Source organism: Siphonobacter curvatus (assembly GCF_002943425.1).
In the GTDB taxonomy this organism is placed as follows: Bacteria; Bacteroidota; Bacteroidia; order Cytophagales; family Spirosomataceae; genus Siphonobacter; species Siphonobacter curvatus.
On sequence record NZ_PTRA01000001.1, the window covers coordinates 1,697,333 to 1,711,626 of the forward strand.

The window sequence follows — 14,294 nt, forward strand, 5'->3', positions numbered from 1 at the left end:
TTGTAATATCATTTTAATATCAATTTACTATGGAAGAAAAAATTATACGACCGTTGTCCGGGGCGATCATGGCTCTGGTAGTACTGCTCCTGGTAGGGGCATTTCTGGTATTCATGCGAACGAATGAGGTCCTGGGGATTGGGGCTTTGATTCTGGCGGTTCTCCTGTCGCCGGGGTTCTTCATCGTGAATCCTAATGAGGCGAAGCTGCTGGTTTTGTTTGGGAATTACGTAGGTACAGTCAAGGAATCAGGCTTTAAATGGTCGAATCCACTGTACACAAAAATTAAGATTTCGCTACGGGCTCGTAGTTTGGAAGGCGATAAAATCAAAGTAAACGACCATCTGGGTAATCCGATTGTAATCGGAGCAGTAGTCGTTTGGCAGGTGGCAAACGCAGTACAGGCTAAGTTCGAAGTCGAGAATTACGAACAGTACGTAAAATTGCAAAGCGATACAGCCCTGCGTCATTTGGCGGGTAGTTACGCGTACGACCATTTCGACGAAGACCAACAGGATATTACGCTGCGTTCAGGAGGTGATTTAATCAACGAAAAACTGGAAGCTGAACTCCGTGAACGGCTGGCCCGGGCGGGCGTACGGGTACTGGAAGCCCGCATTACGCACCTGGCTTATGCCGAAGAGATTGCCCACGCCATGTTACAGCGGCAGCAGGCAACGGCGATGGTTGCTGCCCGTACGAAAATTGTGGAAGGTGCCGTAGGAATGGTAGATTTGGCCCTGAAACGCCTGACCGAAGATCAGATCGTGATGCTCGATGAAGAGAAAAAAGCCGCCATGGTCAGCAATTTGCTGGTGGTGTTGTGCTCGGACAAGTCGGCAAATCCAGTGATCAATGCGGGTACCTTGTATCATTAATGCGAGAAGCATTGGAGGCAAGTAGGGTAGGTTTTCCCAGAATGATAACATGGCAAAAGAAAAAGAAGCGAAGAAAGCATTTGTACTCCGAATGGCTCCGAATGAACTGGAGGCTCTACAACGCTGGGCCGACGATGAATTTCGCAGTCTGAACGGACAAATTGAATACTTACTGCATGAGGCTCTGAAAGCTAAAAATCGCCTTCCTAAAGAAAAAGGGGAGAAGAAAGACTAAGGGGTACCAGCGTTGAATAGCCATCAAAAAGAAGGTTCAACGCTTGATTTCATGCTTTATAACTGCATAAAAAGACCCGAAAGGTAAATCCTTTTCGGGTCTTTTTGCTGAGTGAATGTATACCTTTAGCACGATGTACTCAAGGTTCATCGTGCTTTAGCTACTAATTTTCCGGCAGTACTTTGCTTTTTACGTAGAAATTAGGATCTAGGGAAAGAGAGGTGGCGTTCTTTACTTTTAGCTGTTGCCAGTTCGTAGTGGGCTTCAGTAAGGTGTCCGTTTCGCCGAGTTTCACCTTTACGGGCATGTCAAAACCGGCTACGCAATCTTCCCATCGGTACTCTAATTGGCGGTCTTTCATGCGGTACACCAGCGTGGGAACCCGAATGTCGCGGAGGTACTGATCAAACACTTTGGTTAAATTCAAACCCAATGATTGACCCACAAACGCTTCCACCTGGGCACCCGTTACGGTTTTGTGGTAAAATGTTTTATTCAGGCCCAGCAACATCTGATGCCAGCGTTCATCGTTGTTGACGATCTGACGAATCGTGTGTAGCAGGCTTCCTCCCTTGTAGTACATGTCGCCCGAACCGGAATGGTTTACGTTATACGTACCTACGACCGGCTTATCATTTCGGATGAGTTTTCGGCAGCCAATGATGTAGGCGGCGGCGGCTTCTTTTCCGTGATAATATTCAATAAAGAGTGATTCAGAGTAGTTGGTAAAACTTTCATGAATCCACATATCGGCTACGTCGTAATTGGTGATGCTATTGGCAAACCACTCGTGTCCCGACTCGTGAACGATGATGAAGTCCCACTTGGAACCCCAGCCCGTACCCGACAAATCGCGACCTAGGTAACCATTCTTAAAACCATTTCCGTACGTGACCGAACTCTGGTGTTCCATACCCAGGTACGGTACTTCTACGAGTTTATACCCGTCTTCGTAAAAAGGATAAGGACCAAACCAGTATTCAAAGGCTTTCAGCATGAGTGGAACCTGCTGAAATTGCTTTTTAGCGGCCTCTAAATGTTCGGGTAACACGTAAAAGTTCAGAGCCAGAGGACCTTTCAAACCCTGGTACGTATCGGACCAATGGCTGTAATTAGCCACATTCAAATTAACACCGTAGTTGTTAATGGGATTAACGACGGCCCATTCGAAGGTGCGGGTATGATCAGGGTTATCGACTACTCGTCTTAACCGACCATTCGAAACATCCATCAAAGGCTGAGGAACCGTGATGTTAATGTTCATACTATCCGGTTCATCGTAGGGGTGATCTTTGTTGGGCCACCACGAACTGGCTCCCAATCCCTGACAAGCCGTCGCAATGTACGGCTGACCGGCTTTGTCTTTCGAAAAAACGAAACCACCATCCCAGGGTGCATTACGGGCTACCCGGGGCTTCCCTTCGTAATAGACCGTAATGGATTCCGTACGATTGGCCACCTGCGGCTTGGTTAATTCAATAAAGTAAGCATCACCATCCTGACGGCAGGAGAGGGGTTTTCCGTCTTGTTCGACCCGAGTAATGGTCATCGCCCGCTGAAGGTCAATTTGCAGTATCTGAGCGGGTTTCAGTACCCGATAAAAAACTTGATTACTGCCCTTGATGGAGCTATCGGCAGGATTGAAACGAACGTCTAATCGGTAAAAATTAAGGTCCCACCAGGAACGTTCAGGGGTGACGGTACCACGAAGGGTATCATTGCGGGTAAACTGATAGGTTTGGGCATGGGCTGGATACATAAACCCCAGAAGCAACAAGGTAAATAAGGTAATTCGCATAAAAATTTACAAAGCGTATAGCGTATTGGGTAAGGGAATAAGAAGCAATTTACTCGAAAGATAAGGCCGTAACAAGCAAAATAGATAGAGAGTAATGCATAATTAGTATAACGTAGCGTCGGTAAGCCTATAACGTTAAAGTATAAAAATGAGATACATAAATTTCTAGCAATTAAAAATTTATGTATCTCAGTAACTGGACTTAAACAGCTATCAGTCGGGTAAACGACGTACTTGAATATCTTTAAAATATACTACACTCTTCGGATCATGGCCCTGTAAGGCAAACGTCCCCGAACTAATCACCCGGCCTTTCATGTCGGCGGGGCGATCGGCATTATCGGGCTCGGTATAATCAACGACAGTTTTATCATTAATCTTGATGGTCACGTGTTTGCCCTGTACGGTAATTTGTTCCGTGTACCACTCCCCATCTTTGACGTACACTTCCTTCACATCCTGTACATTGTACAAACTACCCGTGCGTTTCCAATCGGTGTGTGAATTGTTGACCTGCACTTCGTATCCTTTAGCTGGCCAGCCCGATTCCTGATACTCCGTATGAAAGTAGATACCGGAATTGGAACCCGGCATCGTTTTTACTTTGGCTTTGAATTCAAAATTTTTAAAGGGTTGTTCAGGACCTTCGTAGAAAAGGTGAGCTACCGGACCAGCTACTTTGATGGTACCGTCTTCCACGTGAAAGGTTTCAGCGTTTTTGCCGACTTTCCAGCCATTAAGGGTCTTGCCATCAAATAATGAAATCCATTTGGGTTTGGGAGGCGTAAAGGCCGTACTTAGGCCGACGAGTACCGCCAGGCCTAGCAGTTGTTTCTTCATACGGTTACGAAAGAAAAATAGAGGTTTAAGAACTTAGAACTGTAAAGCTACTCGATTGTTGAAACAAACGGATGCTTTACCTACGTAAAACCAATGCCGATTGTCTGAATAGCTAGCAAATACTGGCATACATTATTTACACTATTGGTACAAAACGATTAAACAACCTATGGATTCTTTAGCAGCAACAACCAGTGGGTTTGTGGGAGCTTGTACCCTCACACTCCTGCACGAAACCGCTCGTAAAACCGTTCCCAATGCTCCGCGTATTGATATACTAGGCAAACGGGCTTTGTCTAAAATTTTGCCTTCGGGGATTTCACCTTCCGAGGAAACGCTTCACAAAGCATCCTTGGCGGGCGACATTGCTTCCAATGCTACCTATTACGGACTCGTCAGTCTGGATTCGCCCAAAAATGGCGTTCGGAACGGAGCCATTTTAGGTTTAGCCGCTGGGTTAGGAGCCGTCTTCTTGCCTGGTCCGCTGGGATTGGGCGAAAAACCCAGCAACCGTACGACGGCCACGCAACTGATGACCATGGGCTGGTATCTGGCCGGTGGACTCGCTGCAGGCCTGACCTACCGCTTGTTAGGGAAGAAGTAAGATAAGGAAATTCGTGCTTCTAAAGAGTTGCCAGCCTTCGCTGGCAATTTTTGTTTTCGGCCTACTAAGCTTCATACCATTGCTCGTAAACTTTATTTTTAATAAGCAAGGTATACGCCAGAAAATCAGCCCCATTGAGTAGCTGAGGGGCTGACATGATCTGTAGGGGGAAGGTTTCCCCGCCTCGCTGATAAGGAGGCTGAAAATACGTGTGCGTATTGAGGTGCAGGCCCAGCCGCTGGTAAAAACGGATTCGGGCCTGATTTGGAGCGTCCGTACCCGGTTGTACTTCCAGTAGGAAAGGTTTTTCTAGGGACGCCAGTAAGGCCTGCATTAGCGTAGTACCCAAACCCTGACCTCGCAGGCTAGGATCGACCGCTAGGTATTCGAGAAAATCAAATTCCCCGAATTTCCACAATACGGCTACTGCCTGTACCGATTCTCCCCAAACGAGCAAGTGCATTTGCTCTTCTTGAACGACTTGTTTCAGGGACGCCAGCGAGCGACGTTCGCCCGGATGGAAGGCCGTTTCCAATAACTTCCAGATTTGTAAGAATTGAGGATGATGGCTATCCTGTACGCGAGAAAATGACATGACAGAAAAAGTGAATGAGCCGGAAGTGTCTGAAAAAACGAATGAATGTGTTCGTACACCCGGCTTATTTTAATTTCAACGGAAGTCAATTGGATTGACGAACCAAATAATTAGAATATTTATAGAATTGGAAACGTTTTTTGTACTTTTTTAATTTAACTGGAATCATTTACTGAACTTTGTATCGTAATTATCAATCTATACTACTGACTGTTTCTATCTATGAATCAGACCCTTGCTTTTGTACTGGCTCGTCTGGCCCTGGCCATGAGTATGCTAGGCCATGGATTGGTACGAATACCTAAATTAAACGGTTTCAGTGCCTGGATGCTGGGGAAATTTAAAGATTCCATGTTACCCGAAGTACTGGTGCTGCCCTTTAGTTACGCATTACCAGTGGCTGAGTTGCTGGTAGGAGTGTTGCTGTTGATCGGCTGGATGACACGTCAGGCTTTAGTGGCAGGTGCGGTAGTGATGATTTTATTGATTTTTGGCTCGTCGATGATTGAAGACTGGGGGGCCATTCCCAGCCAGCTCATTCACGCGGCGTATTGCTGTATTTTGTTGGTTTTTGTGGATACGCATAATGCCTATGCGGTCGACAAACGACTACGCTAATAGTCCCTCATTGTATACGTTGGCTCGTATTCCCTTTTGAAAATTTTATGAAAAAAAGTTTGTTTTCACTCACCGTAGGCGGCTTTGGGATTGGAATGACCGAGTTCGTCATGATGGGAATTTTACCGGATATTTCCCGTACGCTTAACATTTCCATTCCCGTAGCTGGACACCTGATTTCGGCGTATGCCCTGGGTGTCGTATTGGGAGCTCCTTTGCTGGTAGGTATTGCGGGCAACTATCCACCCAAAAAGATCCTACTGGGCTTGATGGCTATGTTTACCTTCTGTAATGCCTTGTCAGCCTTTGCTCCGAACTACGAAATCATGATGCTGACCCGTTTGCTTTCGGGTTTGCCGCACGGAGCCTTTTTTGGCGTAGGTGCTGTAGTCGCAAGTCGGCTGGCTACACCCGGTAAAGAAGCTCAAGCTATCTCCATGATGTTTGCTGGCCTGACCATTGCCAACATCATTGGCGTGCCGCTGGGTACGTACATTGGCCATACCATGAGCTGGCGGATTACCTTCCTGATTATTGCGGTTGTTGGATTGATTACGGTCCTGAGTATTCAACAGTTACTACCGGCTATGCCACCCGTCAGTGAGTCCAGTATCCTGAAAGATCTGAAACTGTTTACCCGGGTTGAACCCTGGCTGATTCTGGGTATTACGGCAATTGGTACGGGCGGACTGTTTGCCTGGTTTAGCTATATCGCTCCCTTACTGACGGAAGTAGGCGGTTTCAGAAGCGATCAGATTACCTGGATTTTAGTACTGGCGGGCGTTGGAATGGCCGTAGGAAATCTCATCTCCGGGATGGCTGCCGATTCCATTTCACCAATTAAGGCCACGGCTTTATTCTTATCCTTGATGGTGGTTTGTTTAATCGTGGTATCCTTCGTAGCTCCATTCAAAATTCCATTATTAGTCATGACCTTCATTACGGGAGCTATTTCGTTTACGCTCGGAGCACCCATTCAAATTCTAATGATTCGGGCCTCCAACGGTTCCGAAATGCTGGCTTCTTCGGTTAGTCAGGCAGGCTTTAATATTGGTAATGCTCTGGGTGCCTATCTGGGTGGACTACCCATCGCTGCGGGTCTGGGTTATACTTCGCCCCAGTGGGTAGGAGCGATGCTGGCCTTTACGGGATTCCTGATGGCAGTGATGATGTACTTCCGTCAGAAAAGTGTAGCGAAAACTGAAGTATTGGCTTAATTCATGCTAGTACTACAAAAAAGCCTCATCCGTCCGGATGGGGCTTTTTTGTAGTTGTTTATTCAGAATGACTAAGGCATTCCAAAATCAGTAGTTAGGTCAAGTTTTCCCGAACCTGCCGTTTCAAATACGTACTGTAGTCGGTCAACTGCGATTCGTACTCCTGATGCATGAAGGGAGAAGTTAGCAGAAAATCGGCGGTAGCCCGGTTACAGGCCATGGGAATGTTCCATACGACGGCCAATCGTAAAAGAGCTTTCACATCCGGGTCGTGCGGCTGCGATTCCATGGGATCCCAGAAGAAAATGATTGCATCAATTTTTTCCTCAGCAATCATGGCTCCAATCTGCTGATCACCTCCCAGCGGACCCGAAAGCAGTTTGACAATCGGGACCTTCAAGGTCTCTTCCAAAAGCCGGCCCGTAGTACCCGTTGCAAAAAGCTGGTGTTGACTTAAAAAATCACGGTTTTTAATCGCCCAGTCTAAGATTTCAGCCTTTTTATGGTCGTGAGCCACCAGGGCAATGCGTTTATGGGGGGTAAGGTGTCGGTTTGGCATTTCAAATCACTAGGTTAGTGCTGGCAGCAGGCCAGGTAAAAGTTTTAAAATCAAAAGTAGTTTTTAATTCCTGCAAGAAGGCATACTGATGAGCAATGGCATTGGCTCCCACGGAGTCGGGTCGCAGGTGATCTCGTTCTTGACAAACTTCCAGGGGTGGATCAAACAGTTTGTATTGCATTTCAAAGGACGGAACGTTACGCAACAACTGCGTTTTGTACGCGTCGAAATAAGCCTTTTTTAGGTGCGTATTGTCCATAATGACGTGCCAGCCATCGCGTAGGGCATCGAGCAGTAATCGCGTATGCATTCGTTCGACCAGCCGCTCAATCCGGTCCTGATCTTCTTTGGGCCAGTGCCAGTAGGCTCCCAGTGATACGGGGATCAAACTACGGCGAAGTTCATCCCGACTGATCCGTAACCAGTTCGGTTCATTCTGACAAAATTCTTTGGCCCAGGTCGATTTCCCGCTTCCGCTGATGCCCACTAAAATAAGGACTTGTTTCATGGATCGGGTCACTAAAAATTTCGTGAAAGCAAAAATCTAAAAAAAGCAAAAACCGTAAAGCAGAAGCCTTACGGTTTTTTCAGTAGGGGGAGGGCTTGCAAGAGTTTATTTTGCAAAGGCATCCGCCAGCTTATTTAGGTCGGTGTCCGTCGGTTTGCCCGAAGTAATCACCACACGATAGCGAAATACGACAGATTGTCCTTTTTTAAGCTGATAATTCAGCTCTTTCTTTCCTTCCGTAAATACCTTTTCACCGAGTGGGTTTAGAGCAAACAGGCCGTAATCGCGGGCGTGCCAGTACGTTGGATAATTTACGTTTTTTGGGTGATCGATTAGGACAATGGAAACGTCTTCTTTACCAATCTTGCCCGTCAGGTTCATCCAGCGACCCCGGGTACTCCAGACTTTGGCTCCTTCTACGCCCTCGCTCGAACGATAATTGCCGGTTACTCCGATATTATCAAGTTTGGGAACAGCGGTTACGACACCGTTGGCATCTGTATACTTCTCGGCTTTTGTGGAGGGAAGTTCCAACTGCCGGGCTACCCGGATGGCAAACATACCATCTTTAACATCTTTGAAGTGGGCATCTTCCACGGCTTTTAGTACCGTAATGCGGTCGATGATGCGTTGTTTGTCAGAAGCCGTAAAGAAGTACGTGGTGGTTTCCTGCAGTACCTTTTTGCCTTTGCCGTTATCTTCTACCCAATCGGCGGTTACGGTCAACTCGGCCCGTTTGCCATCTTTTTTAGATTTAATGCCCGTATGTCGGATGGTACCATATTTGGCATTAGGATTGGGCGGCGTGTTGGAATTGTTCCAGTAATCATAGCCGTTGACGTCCTCGTAGTTGAACCAGAGGCCGACGTGGTGGGGGTGATCAACCCGTTCGCCGGGACGTGGATCAAGCGGCCAGCCTCGGGTAATGAGATTGCCCTGGGGCGAGTATATAGGATACAATACCGCTTTTTTTAGTACCGCTTCGCCGGGGTAGAAATAACTGGTAAAAGGTTTGCCGTCCACGACTACATCTATTTTGTTAGCCTTTTCCTTGGACTTTAATTCAATCAATTTCTGGCCTGAAGCATACGTACCCGTAAGCAGCAGGGCGGTGGTGATAAGTCTAGAGACGTGATTCATACCATCGGTTTTGTAAGTACTGGTCTAAAAAAGACCATTTCTTGATATAAAACCCCTCAACGAACCTGTATTTTTTTGTTCTGAAGTAGTTAACTGAGGGAGTATACGCGGATACAACTGCAGTCAGAAGCTTTTAATGGCGAAGAAAAAATAGGAATGATTTAAGAAGAGTTGAAAAATTGTTACTCATTTCTTCGGTGAATAGTAACTTTTGAAGCATAATTGATAGGAAATTACCCGTGAAAACAAAAAATTAATTTGGATTAATTTAATAATAGCGTCTTTTTGAAAAGGTAGTTTTTCATTCACTATCCAAAATAAGCTCTTAACTGCCACCACTGGGATGTTTACCTACATTTTACTAATTCACAATTACTAAGCCTGTATACTTGTATCACTTTCTAACCGAATTCCGCCAAAGGTATTTCGACAAAGCATTCTAAATGATACAGAGCTCAGTTGAGTATGTTTTGAAAAGATCCTTAATTCCGGTTTGAATTAACCCATGCATGATACTCTAAGTGAAAGGGGGAGGTTTCTTATAAGAGGGCAAACGAGTAAGAAGCTGAGCCCTTTCAACTAGAGTATTGCATAGTAAGTAAGATTATGCCTTCAACCCAAGCTAATCGTTACGTACAGACTTCCGGCAAAAATGCCTAAGTAACAGTATCTCCCCTTATTGCTTGATTTACAGTTTAATTGCTTGCCTATGACTGCTACCCGTTGTCCGTACTGCAAGGCCACTGACATAGAACGCCGCCGTCGTCCTGCACTGGTTCGCACTGTATTTTTTTTCATCCCCTTCAAATGGTTCCTTTGTTTAAGGTGCCGACGCTTTTTTACCCGCCTATAAATGATTATTTTTTGTAACATTATGAGCATGTAACGGGGCCCATTCGGTCCCGTTTATTAGTTTTACACCTCTAGGAAAAGTATGGATAACTAAGAAAAATATAATTTATTCGAATAGATTAGTAGTTCGTTACGTATTAATAAATGAATATAGTAGTAAATACTTGTTTTTATTTCGATTTTATTATTTGTTTAGCAAACATTAGCTAGTATGTCTGAAAACCAAATCCGCGTATTGATTATTGAAGATGAAGCAGTATTGGCGATGGATTTGTGTGATACGCTGGAAGCCGAAGGATATGAAGTAATTGGGATGGCCAATAACGGTCGGCGAGCTCTAGAAATCTATCAGAAAAATCAGATTGATTTAATACTCTGTGATATTAATATTAAAGGAGAATGGGACGGTATCGAAACCATCAATCATCTTTTGACCTTTCGCCTAGCTCCCGTCATTTATATTACTGCTTTAGCCGATAAAGAAACGCGTGATCGGGCCAAACTTACCTATCCGGCCGCATACCTTTTCAAGCCGGTTAATACGGCAAATCTAAATATTGCTATTGAATTGGCGATTCAAAACTTTCCCATTCGGGAAGGAAATAATCCGTACAAAGACGCCGCTAAAACAACGGACAAGGACACATTATCCCGCGAAGTTATTTTAAAGATAGAACAGTCTATTTTTATCAAGCACAACTACCAGTTTGTGCGAATTGATGCGGCAGATATCTTGTACCTAGAAGCCGATAATACGCATACTACCATAGTAACCAATGAGCGAAAATACTCCATCCGACTAACGTTAAGTATGACCCTACACCGATTGGCGATTGACAAGCTTATACGCGTGCACCGATCTTATGCTCTGAATATTCGTAAGATCAAGAGTTTTAATGAGCGGGAAGTGACAGTGGAGACATTCGCTATTCCGCTGGGAAGACAATATAAAGATGAATTTATGCGAATTTTTCAGATTCAGTAATCAAAATTATTCTACCTCTATCTCCCGCCAAAAATGTCTTTTTTGAGAGTAATACTTATTCTTTGTCTTGGAGGTATATCGCTTGTCGGATGGGCCCAATCATCGGTTGTCCAACCTTACCAAGAATATTTAAAAACAATCGAACATTTGTCGGCCAAAGCTCAGTTTGATTCACTATCTGAGTATGAAAGTCAAATGCGGAACCATACGCAATTTGCTGATGCAAAAATGGCTATCGAAGCCTTAGTCAGTATCGCCGAAAAAACGAAGGATTCTGTTCTCTTGTCAAGGGCTTATTTTTCCTTCGGTATGCTTGAGATGGATAAAAGTAATCCAGCTAATGCCATTTTATATTACCAGAAAGCACTAGACATTTCCAATCGTATCAAACATGTAAAAAAGCAAACGATCATGCTGGATTACATTGGATTTGCTTATGTTTCATTAAAGGAATACGTAACGGCTGAAAATTATTTTAATAAAGGATTAAAACTGGCTGAACAGATTAAAGATAAAGAAATGATTGGCCAGTTTAATATGGAATTGGCCACAGTAGAGGATATGCGAAAAAACTTTTCTAAAGCCCTTCAGTATAACCAGAAAGCTTTAGAATATTGTGAAGATGAAATCAAAAAAAGTACGATTCTACTCAATAGAGCCATTATCTACAAAAATGCGGGTCAGTACGAAGAGTCCGAAAAAACGTATCAGGAATGTCTACGGCTCGCGGATAAATTAAAAATGGATTACCTAAGAGGATACGTTTACCTGAATTATCCCAATACACTAATTAAACTAAACCGAATCGACGAAGCTGAAAGGTACGCTCAGAAAGCTTTAGTCTGGTCGAAAGATAAACCGGAAAAATATCGTTTTTACGTCGAAATATACGATATATTAACGCGTATTGCTGAGCAACGGAATGAGTACAAGCAAGCATTGAATTTTCATAAGGAATGGGTAATCGCCCGGGATAGTGTAACTAATTTCGATAAAAGACAAGAACTGGTAGACGCCGAAACCCGCTTTCGTACCGAAGAAAAAGAACTAGAGATTAAGAGATTAGATGAAGAAAATGAATTAAAGTCCCGGCAGTTCTGGTGGTTATTGGGAGGAATGAGTATTTTGATTTTGTTGCTGATCGTAGCAGTCGTACAGTATCGAATCATTCGCAAGGGTAATCAGCAATTAGAGAAGACAAACCGTGCTTTATCGGAGCGAAATACGATCGTTAGTGAACAATCGGAACAACTCAAAAACCTGATGAAGGAACTGCACCATCGGGTAAAGAATAATCTTGCTATTGTTTCCAGTTTGTTGCGGTTGCAATCAACCCGGCTGGAGGATGAAGGGGCCGTACGAGCCGTTCGGGAAGGGCAGCAGCGGGTAGAGGCGATGTCGTTGATTCACCAGCGTTTGTACGAAAGTGATAACGTAACGAAGGTCAATATGAAAGAGTACATTCATGACCTGGTCCAGGGCCTATTTTACGCGTACGGATTTAAGGAAGAAAATTTTGATCTGGAAGTTGATATCGTATCTGTGGAGCTGGATGTAGAAGTAGCGGTACCTCTGGGTTTAATTATGAATGAAATTATTACCAATGCCTTTAAACATGCCTTTGATCAGATTTCAAAACCTAGTTTGAGTATCATTCTCAACGAAACCGATCAATTGCATTTAGAGATTAAAGATAATGGTCCGGGTATCGATATGAATGCTTGGAAAAAACCTACCGGATCGTTTGGTAAGCGGTTGATTTTGTTATTAAGCGAACAGATTGGAGCAATTCTGAATGTACGCAACGAAAACGGTACTCGGTTTGATTTAATTATGCCTGTACAAGAGTAAAAGAAACGTCCCTGCTGATGGTATGATCCAAGCAGGGACGTTTTATTTTTAATCCTCCAGCCGTTTTCCAGCGGTCTCTTTAATGTAAATCATTCCGACAATAAAGGTCATAGCGGTCAGGAAAATAGGGTAATAAACACCGGCAAATTTTGAGCCAGTTAAACTACCCAACCAGGTCGCAACAAAAGGAGAACAGCCACCAAAAATACCGTTTGCAACGTTATACGGAATGGAAAGCGACGTGTATCGGATTTTAGTTGGAAATAACTCTACCAGAAATGCGGCAATCGGTCCGTAAGCCATGGTGGCGAATAGTACCTGAATGAAAACCAACAAGCCTAACAACCAGAGGGTTTGCGTGGGCAGACGGACTTCCGTTCGTTCATCTACTTGTTGATTAGGTAGTTTTACAGTAGTCTGAGTAATCACTTTGCCATCTTCAAAGGTGGTTACTTTCGAAGTATCCTTAATTACGGTCTGAAGAATCGTCCCTCCATTTACCAGTCGATCCATACCTTGGTAGAGGGGATACAAAAACAGACTAGCCCCCAACAGTCCGGCCATCATCACTTTCTTTCGGCCAATTTTATCGGATAGGGCACCAAAGATGACGAAAAAGGGCGTAGCACAGGTAACGGCAATGGCCATGACGGTTTGAGCCGATCCGTACTCAACATTCAGAATTTTAGTAATAAAGATCTGAGCGTAAAACTGACTCGTATGCCAGATGGCTCCCTGCCCAATGATGGCTCCGAACATCGCAATCAGCATCAGTTTGACGTTATCGCGGCTCTTGAAACTATCGCGGAGGGGTGTTTTGGATAGATTTCCTTCCTTTTTGAGTTTAGCAAACGCGGGCGACTCATCCATGTTTCGCCGGATGAAGTAGGAGAGTACTACCAAAGCTCCCGATAAAGCAAAAGGCAATCGCCAGCCCCAGTCATTGAAGGCTGATTTACCGAGGGTATACTGACAACCCAAAATCACCAGAATGGATACGAAGAAGCCAATGGAAGCCGTCGTTTGAATGAAACTGGTATATCGTCCCCGTTGGTTATCGGGCGAGTGTTCGGCGACATAGGTCGCCGCTCCACCGTATTCACCGCCTAAGGCCAATCCCTGTAAAACGCGTAAAACCAGTAATAAAACCGGAGCCATCAAGCCAATGGAAGCATATTGGGGAATAAAAGCAATGGCGAACGTACTGCCGCCCATGAGCACCAGCGTCACTAGAAACGTGTACTTGCGGCCAATCATATCACCTAATCGACCAAATACGACCGCTCCAAAGGGGCGGGCCACAAAACCAGCTCCGTGTGTTGCCAGGGTACTCAAGAAAGCGGCGGTAGGGTTATCCGGTGGGAAAAATTTAGTGGAAATAATGGCGGCTAGACTGCCAAAAATGTAGAAATCGTACCATTCGATGACTGTACCGGCCGAAGAGGCAAAAATCACTTCCCACAATCGACGCTTCGTAACGTTTGGGCCGTTTGGTAAACTTTTGGTTTGCATGAATAGAGGTTTAAGAAATACTAGAGGCTGCGTTTTTCCCAAAATAATGTTATTTCGTTGAATATTGGATGTAAAAGCCCCGATTGGTCGCTGATTTACGTC

The 14,294-nt window shown here is 44.7% G+C and carries 14 protein-coding genes; 7 read left to right on the forward strand and 7 right to left on the reverse strand.

All coding sequences use genetic code 11. From position 1 onward, the window contains the following. The first annotated feature begins 29 nt into the window (after positions 1–29). Together C5O19_RS06930 and C5O19_RS06935 are read left to right on the forward strand one after the other, a co-directional pair. A complete protein-coding gene (locus C5O19_RS06930; RefSeq protein WP_104710822.1) occupies positions 30–878 on the forward strand; it encodes an SPFH domain-containing protein in 849 nt (282 codons plus the stop codon). A gap of 49 nt (positions 879–927) precedes the next feature. After that, positions 928–1,113: a hypothetical protein gene (locus tag C5O19_RS06935; protein ID WP_104710825.1), complete on the forward strand. Its 186-nt coding sequence runs from the start codon at positions 928–930 to the stop codon at positions 1,111–1,113. A gap of 163 nt (positions 1,114–1,276) precedes the next feature. Here C5O19_RS06935 and C5O19_RS06940 read toward each other — a convergent pair whose 3' ends face one another. Together C5O19_RS06940 and C5O19_RS06945 are read right to left on the reverse strand one after the other, a co-directional pair. Continuing rightward, positions 1,277–2,911 (reverse strand): M1 family metallopeptidase, encoded by a 1,635-nt coding sequence (locus C5O19_RS06940; protein ID WP_104710827.1) that lies wholly within the window; start codon positions 2,909–2,911, stop codon positions 1,277–1,279. A gap of 213 nt (positions 2,912–3,124) precedes the next feature. Further along, positions 3,125–3,751, reverse strand: coding sequence for a 3-keto-disaccharide hydrolase (locus C5O19_RS06945; RefSeq protein ID WP_104710829.1), 627 nt, complete (start codon positions 3,749–3,751; stop codon positions 3,125–3,127). 169 nt (positions 3,752–3,920) lie between these two features. Between C5O19_RS06945 and C5O19_RS06950 the strand changes: the two genes are divergently transcribed. Beyond that, entirely contained in the window at positions 3,921–4,355 is a 435-nt protein-coding gene (locus C5O19_RS06950; protein WP_104710831.1) for a hypothetical protein, read from the forward strand. A gap of 64 nt (positions 4,356–4,419) precedes the next feature. On the opposite strand, the gene C5O19_RS06955 is transcribed toward C5O19_RS06950, so the two are convergent. Next, a complete protein-coding gene (locus tag C5O19_RS06955) occupies positions 4,420–4,950 on the reverse strand; it encodes a GNAT family N-acetyltransferase (RefSeq protein WP_104710832.1) in 531 nt (176 codons plus the stop codon). A 222-nt stretch (positions 4,951–5,172) separates the two neighbouring features. Between C5O19_RS06955 and C5O19_RS06960 the strand changes: the two genes are divergently transcribed. Together C5O19_RS06960 and C5O19_RS06965 are read left to right on the forward strand one after the other, a co-directional pair. Further along, a complete protein-coding gene (locus C5O19_RS06960) occupies positions 5,173–5,568 on the forward strand; it encodes a DoxX family membrane protein (protein WP_104710834.1) in 396 nt (131 codons plus the stop codon). 47 nt (positions 5,569–5,615) lie between these two features. Continuing rightward, positions 5,616–6,785, forward strand: coding sequence for an MFS transporter (locus tag C5O19_RS06965; protein WP_104710836.1), 1,170 nt, complete (start codon positions 5,616–5,618; stop codon positions 6,783–6,785). 94 nt (positions 6,786–6,879) lie between these two features. Here C5O19_RS06965 and C5O19_RS06970 read toward each other — a convergent pair whose 3' ends face one another. From C5O19_RS06970 to C5O19_RS06980, 3 genes are all read right to left on the reverse strand, one after another. Continuing rightward, entirely contained in the window at positions 6,880–7,344 is a 465-nt protein-coding gene (locus C5O19_RS06970) for a methylglyoxal synthase (protein WP_104710838.1), read from the reverse strand. A gap of 1 nt (position 7,345) precedes the next feature. After that, the gene (locus tag C5O19_RS06975) at positions 7,346–7,864 is read right to left on the reverse strand and encodes an AAA family ATPase (protein ID WP_317046481.1); all 519 of its coding nucleotides are present in this window, start codon (positions 7,862–7,864) and stop codon (positions 7,346–7,348) included. Between the two features lie 93 nt (positions 7,865–7,957). Next, the gene (locus tag C5O19_RS06980) at positions 7,958–8,992 is read right to left on the reverse strand and encodes a DUF6807 domain-containing protein (protein ID WP_104710843.1); all 1,035 of its coding nucleotides are present in this window, start codon (positions 8,990–8,992) and stop codon (positions 7,958–7,960) included. A gap of 1,063 nt (positions 8,993–10,055) precedes the next feature. Here C5O19_RS06980 and C5O19_RS06985 point away from each other — a divergent pair. Both C5O19_RS06985 and C5O19_RS06990 read left to right on the forward strand, forming a co-directional pair. Then, a complete protein-coding gene (locus C5O19_RS06985) occupies positions 10,056–10,829 on the forward strand; it encodes a response regulator (RefSeq protein ID WP_104710845.1) in 774 nt (257 codons plus the stop codon). Positions 10,830–11,024: 195 nt separating this feature from the next. Beyond that, complete coding sequence (locus tag C5O19_RS06990; protein ID WP_165795953.1) at positions 11,025–12,680, forward strand: tetratricopeptide repeat-containing sensor histidine kinase; 1,656 nt, start codon at positions 11,025–11,027, stop codon at positions 12,678–12,680. A gap of 48 nt (positions 12,681–12,728) precedes the next feature. Here the strand turns inward: C5O19_RS06990 and C5O19_RS06995 are convergent, their stop codons facing one another. Then, positions 12,729–14,192 carry an MFS transporter gene (locus tag C5O19_RS06995; RefSeq protein WP_104710849.1) on the reverse strand — a complete coding sequence of 488 codons (1,464 nt, stop codon included), beginning with the start codon at positions 14,190–14,192 and terminating at the stop codon, positions 12,729–12,731. Positions 14,193–14,294 lie beyond the last annotated feature (102 nt).

Excerpts from the sequence above, each read along its gene's own strand:
- C5O19_RS06930 (WP_104710822.1), top strand. The coding sequence starts at position 30 with ATGGAAGAAAAAATTATACGACCGTTGTCCGGGGCGATCATGGCTCTG.
- C5O19_RS06935 (WP_104710825.1), top strand. The coding sequence starts at position 928 with ATGGCAAAAGAAAAAGAAGCGAAGAAAGCATTTGTACTCCGAATGGCT.
- C5O19_RS06940 (WP_104710827.1), bottom strand. The coding sequence starts at position 2,911 with ATGCGAATTACCTTATTTACCTTGTTGCTTCTGGGGTTTATGTATCCA.
- C5O19_RS06945 (WP_104710829.1), bottom strand. The coding sequence starts at position 3,751 with ATGAAGAAACAACTGCTAGGCCTGGCGGTACTCGTCGGCCTAAGTACG.
- C5O19_RS06950 (WP_104710831.1), top strand. The coding sequence starts at position 3,921 with ATGGATTCTTTAGCAGCAACAACCAGTGGGTTTGTGGGAGCTTGTACC.
- C5O19_RS06955 (WP_104710832.1), bottom strand. The coding sequence starts at position 4,950 with ATGTCATTTTCTCGCGTACAGGATAGCCATCATCCTCAATTCTTACAA.
- C5O19_RS06960 (WP_104710834.1), top strand. The coding sequence starts at position 5,173 with ATGAATCAGACCCTTGCTTTTGTACTGGCTCGTCTGGCCCTGGCCATG.
- C5O19_RS06965 (WP_104710836.1), top strand. The coding sequence starts at position 5,616 with ATGAAAAAAAGTTTGTTTTCACTCACCGTAGGCGGCTTTGGGATTGGA.
- C5O19_RS06970 (WP_104710838.1), bottom strand. The coding sequence starts at position 7,344 with ATGCCAAACCGACACCTTACCCCCCATAAACGCATTGCCCTGGTGGCT.
- C5O19_RS06980 (WP_104710843.1), bottom strand. The coding sequence starts at position 8,992 with ATGAATCACGTCTCTAGACTTATCACCACCGCCCTGCTGCTTACGGGT.
- C5O19_RS06985 (WP_104710845.1), top strand. The coding sequence starts at position 10,056 with ATGTCTGAAAACCAAATCCGCGTATTGATTATTGAAGATGAAGCAGTA.
- C5O19_RS06990 (WP_165795953.1), top strand. The coding sequence starts at position 11,025 with ATGCGGAACCATACGCAATTTGCTGATGCAAAAATGGCTATCGAAGCC.
- C5O19_RS06995 (WP_104710849.1), bottom strand. The coding sequence starts at position 14,192 with ATGCAAACCAAAAGTTTACCAAACGGCCCAAACGTTACGAAGCGTCGA.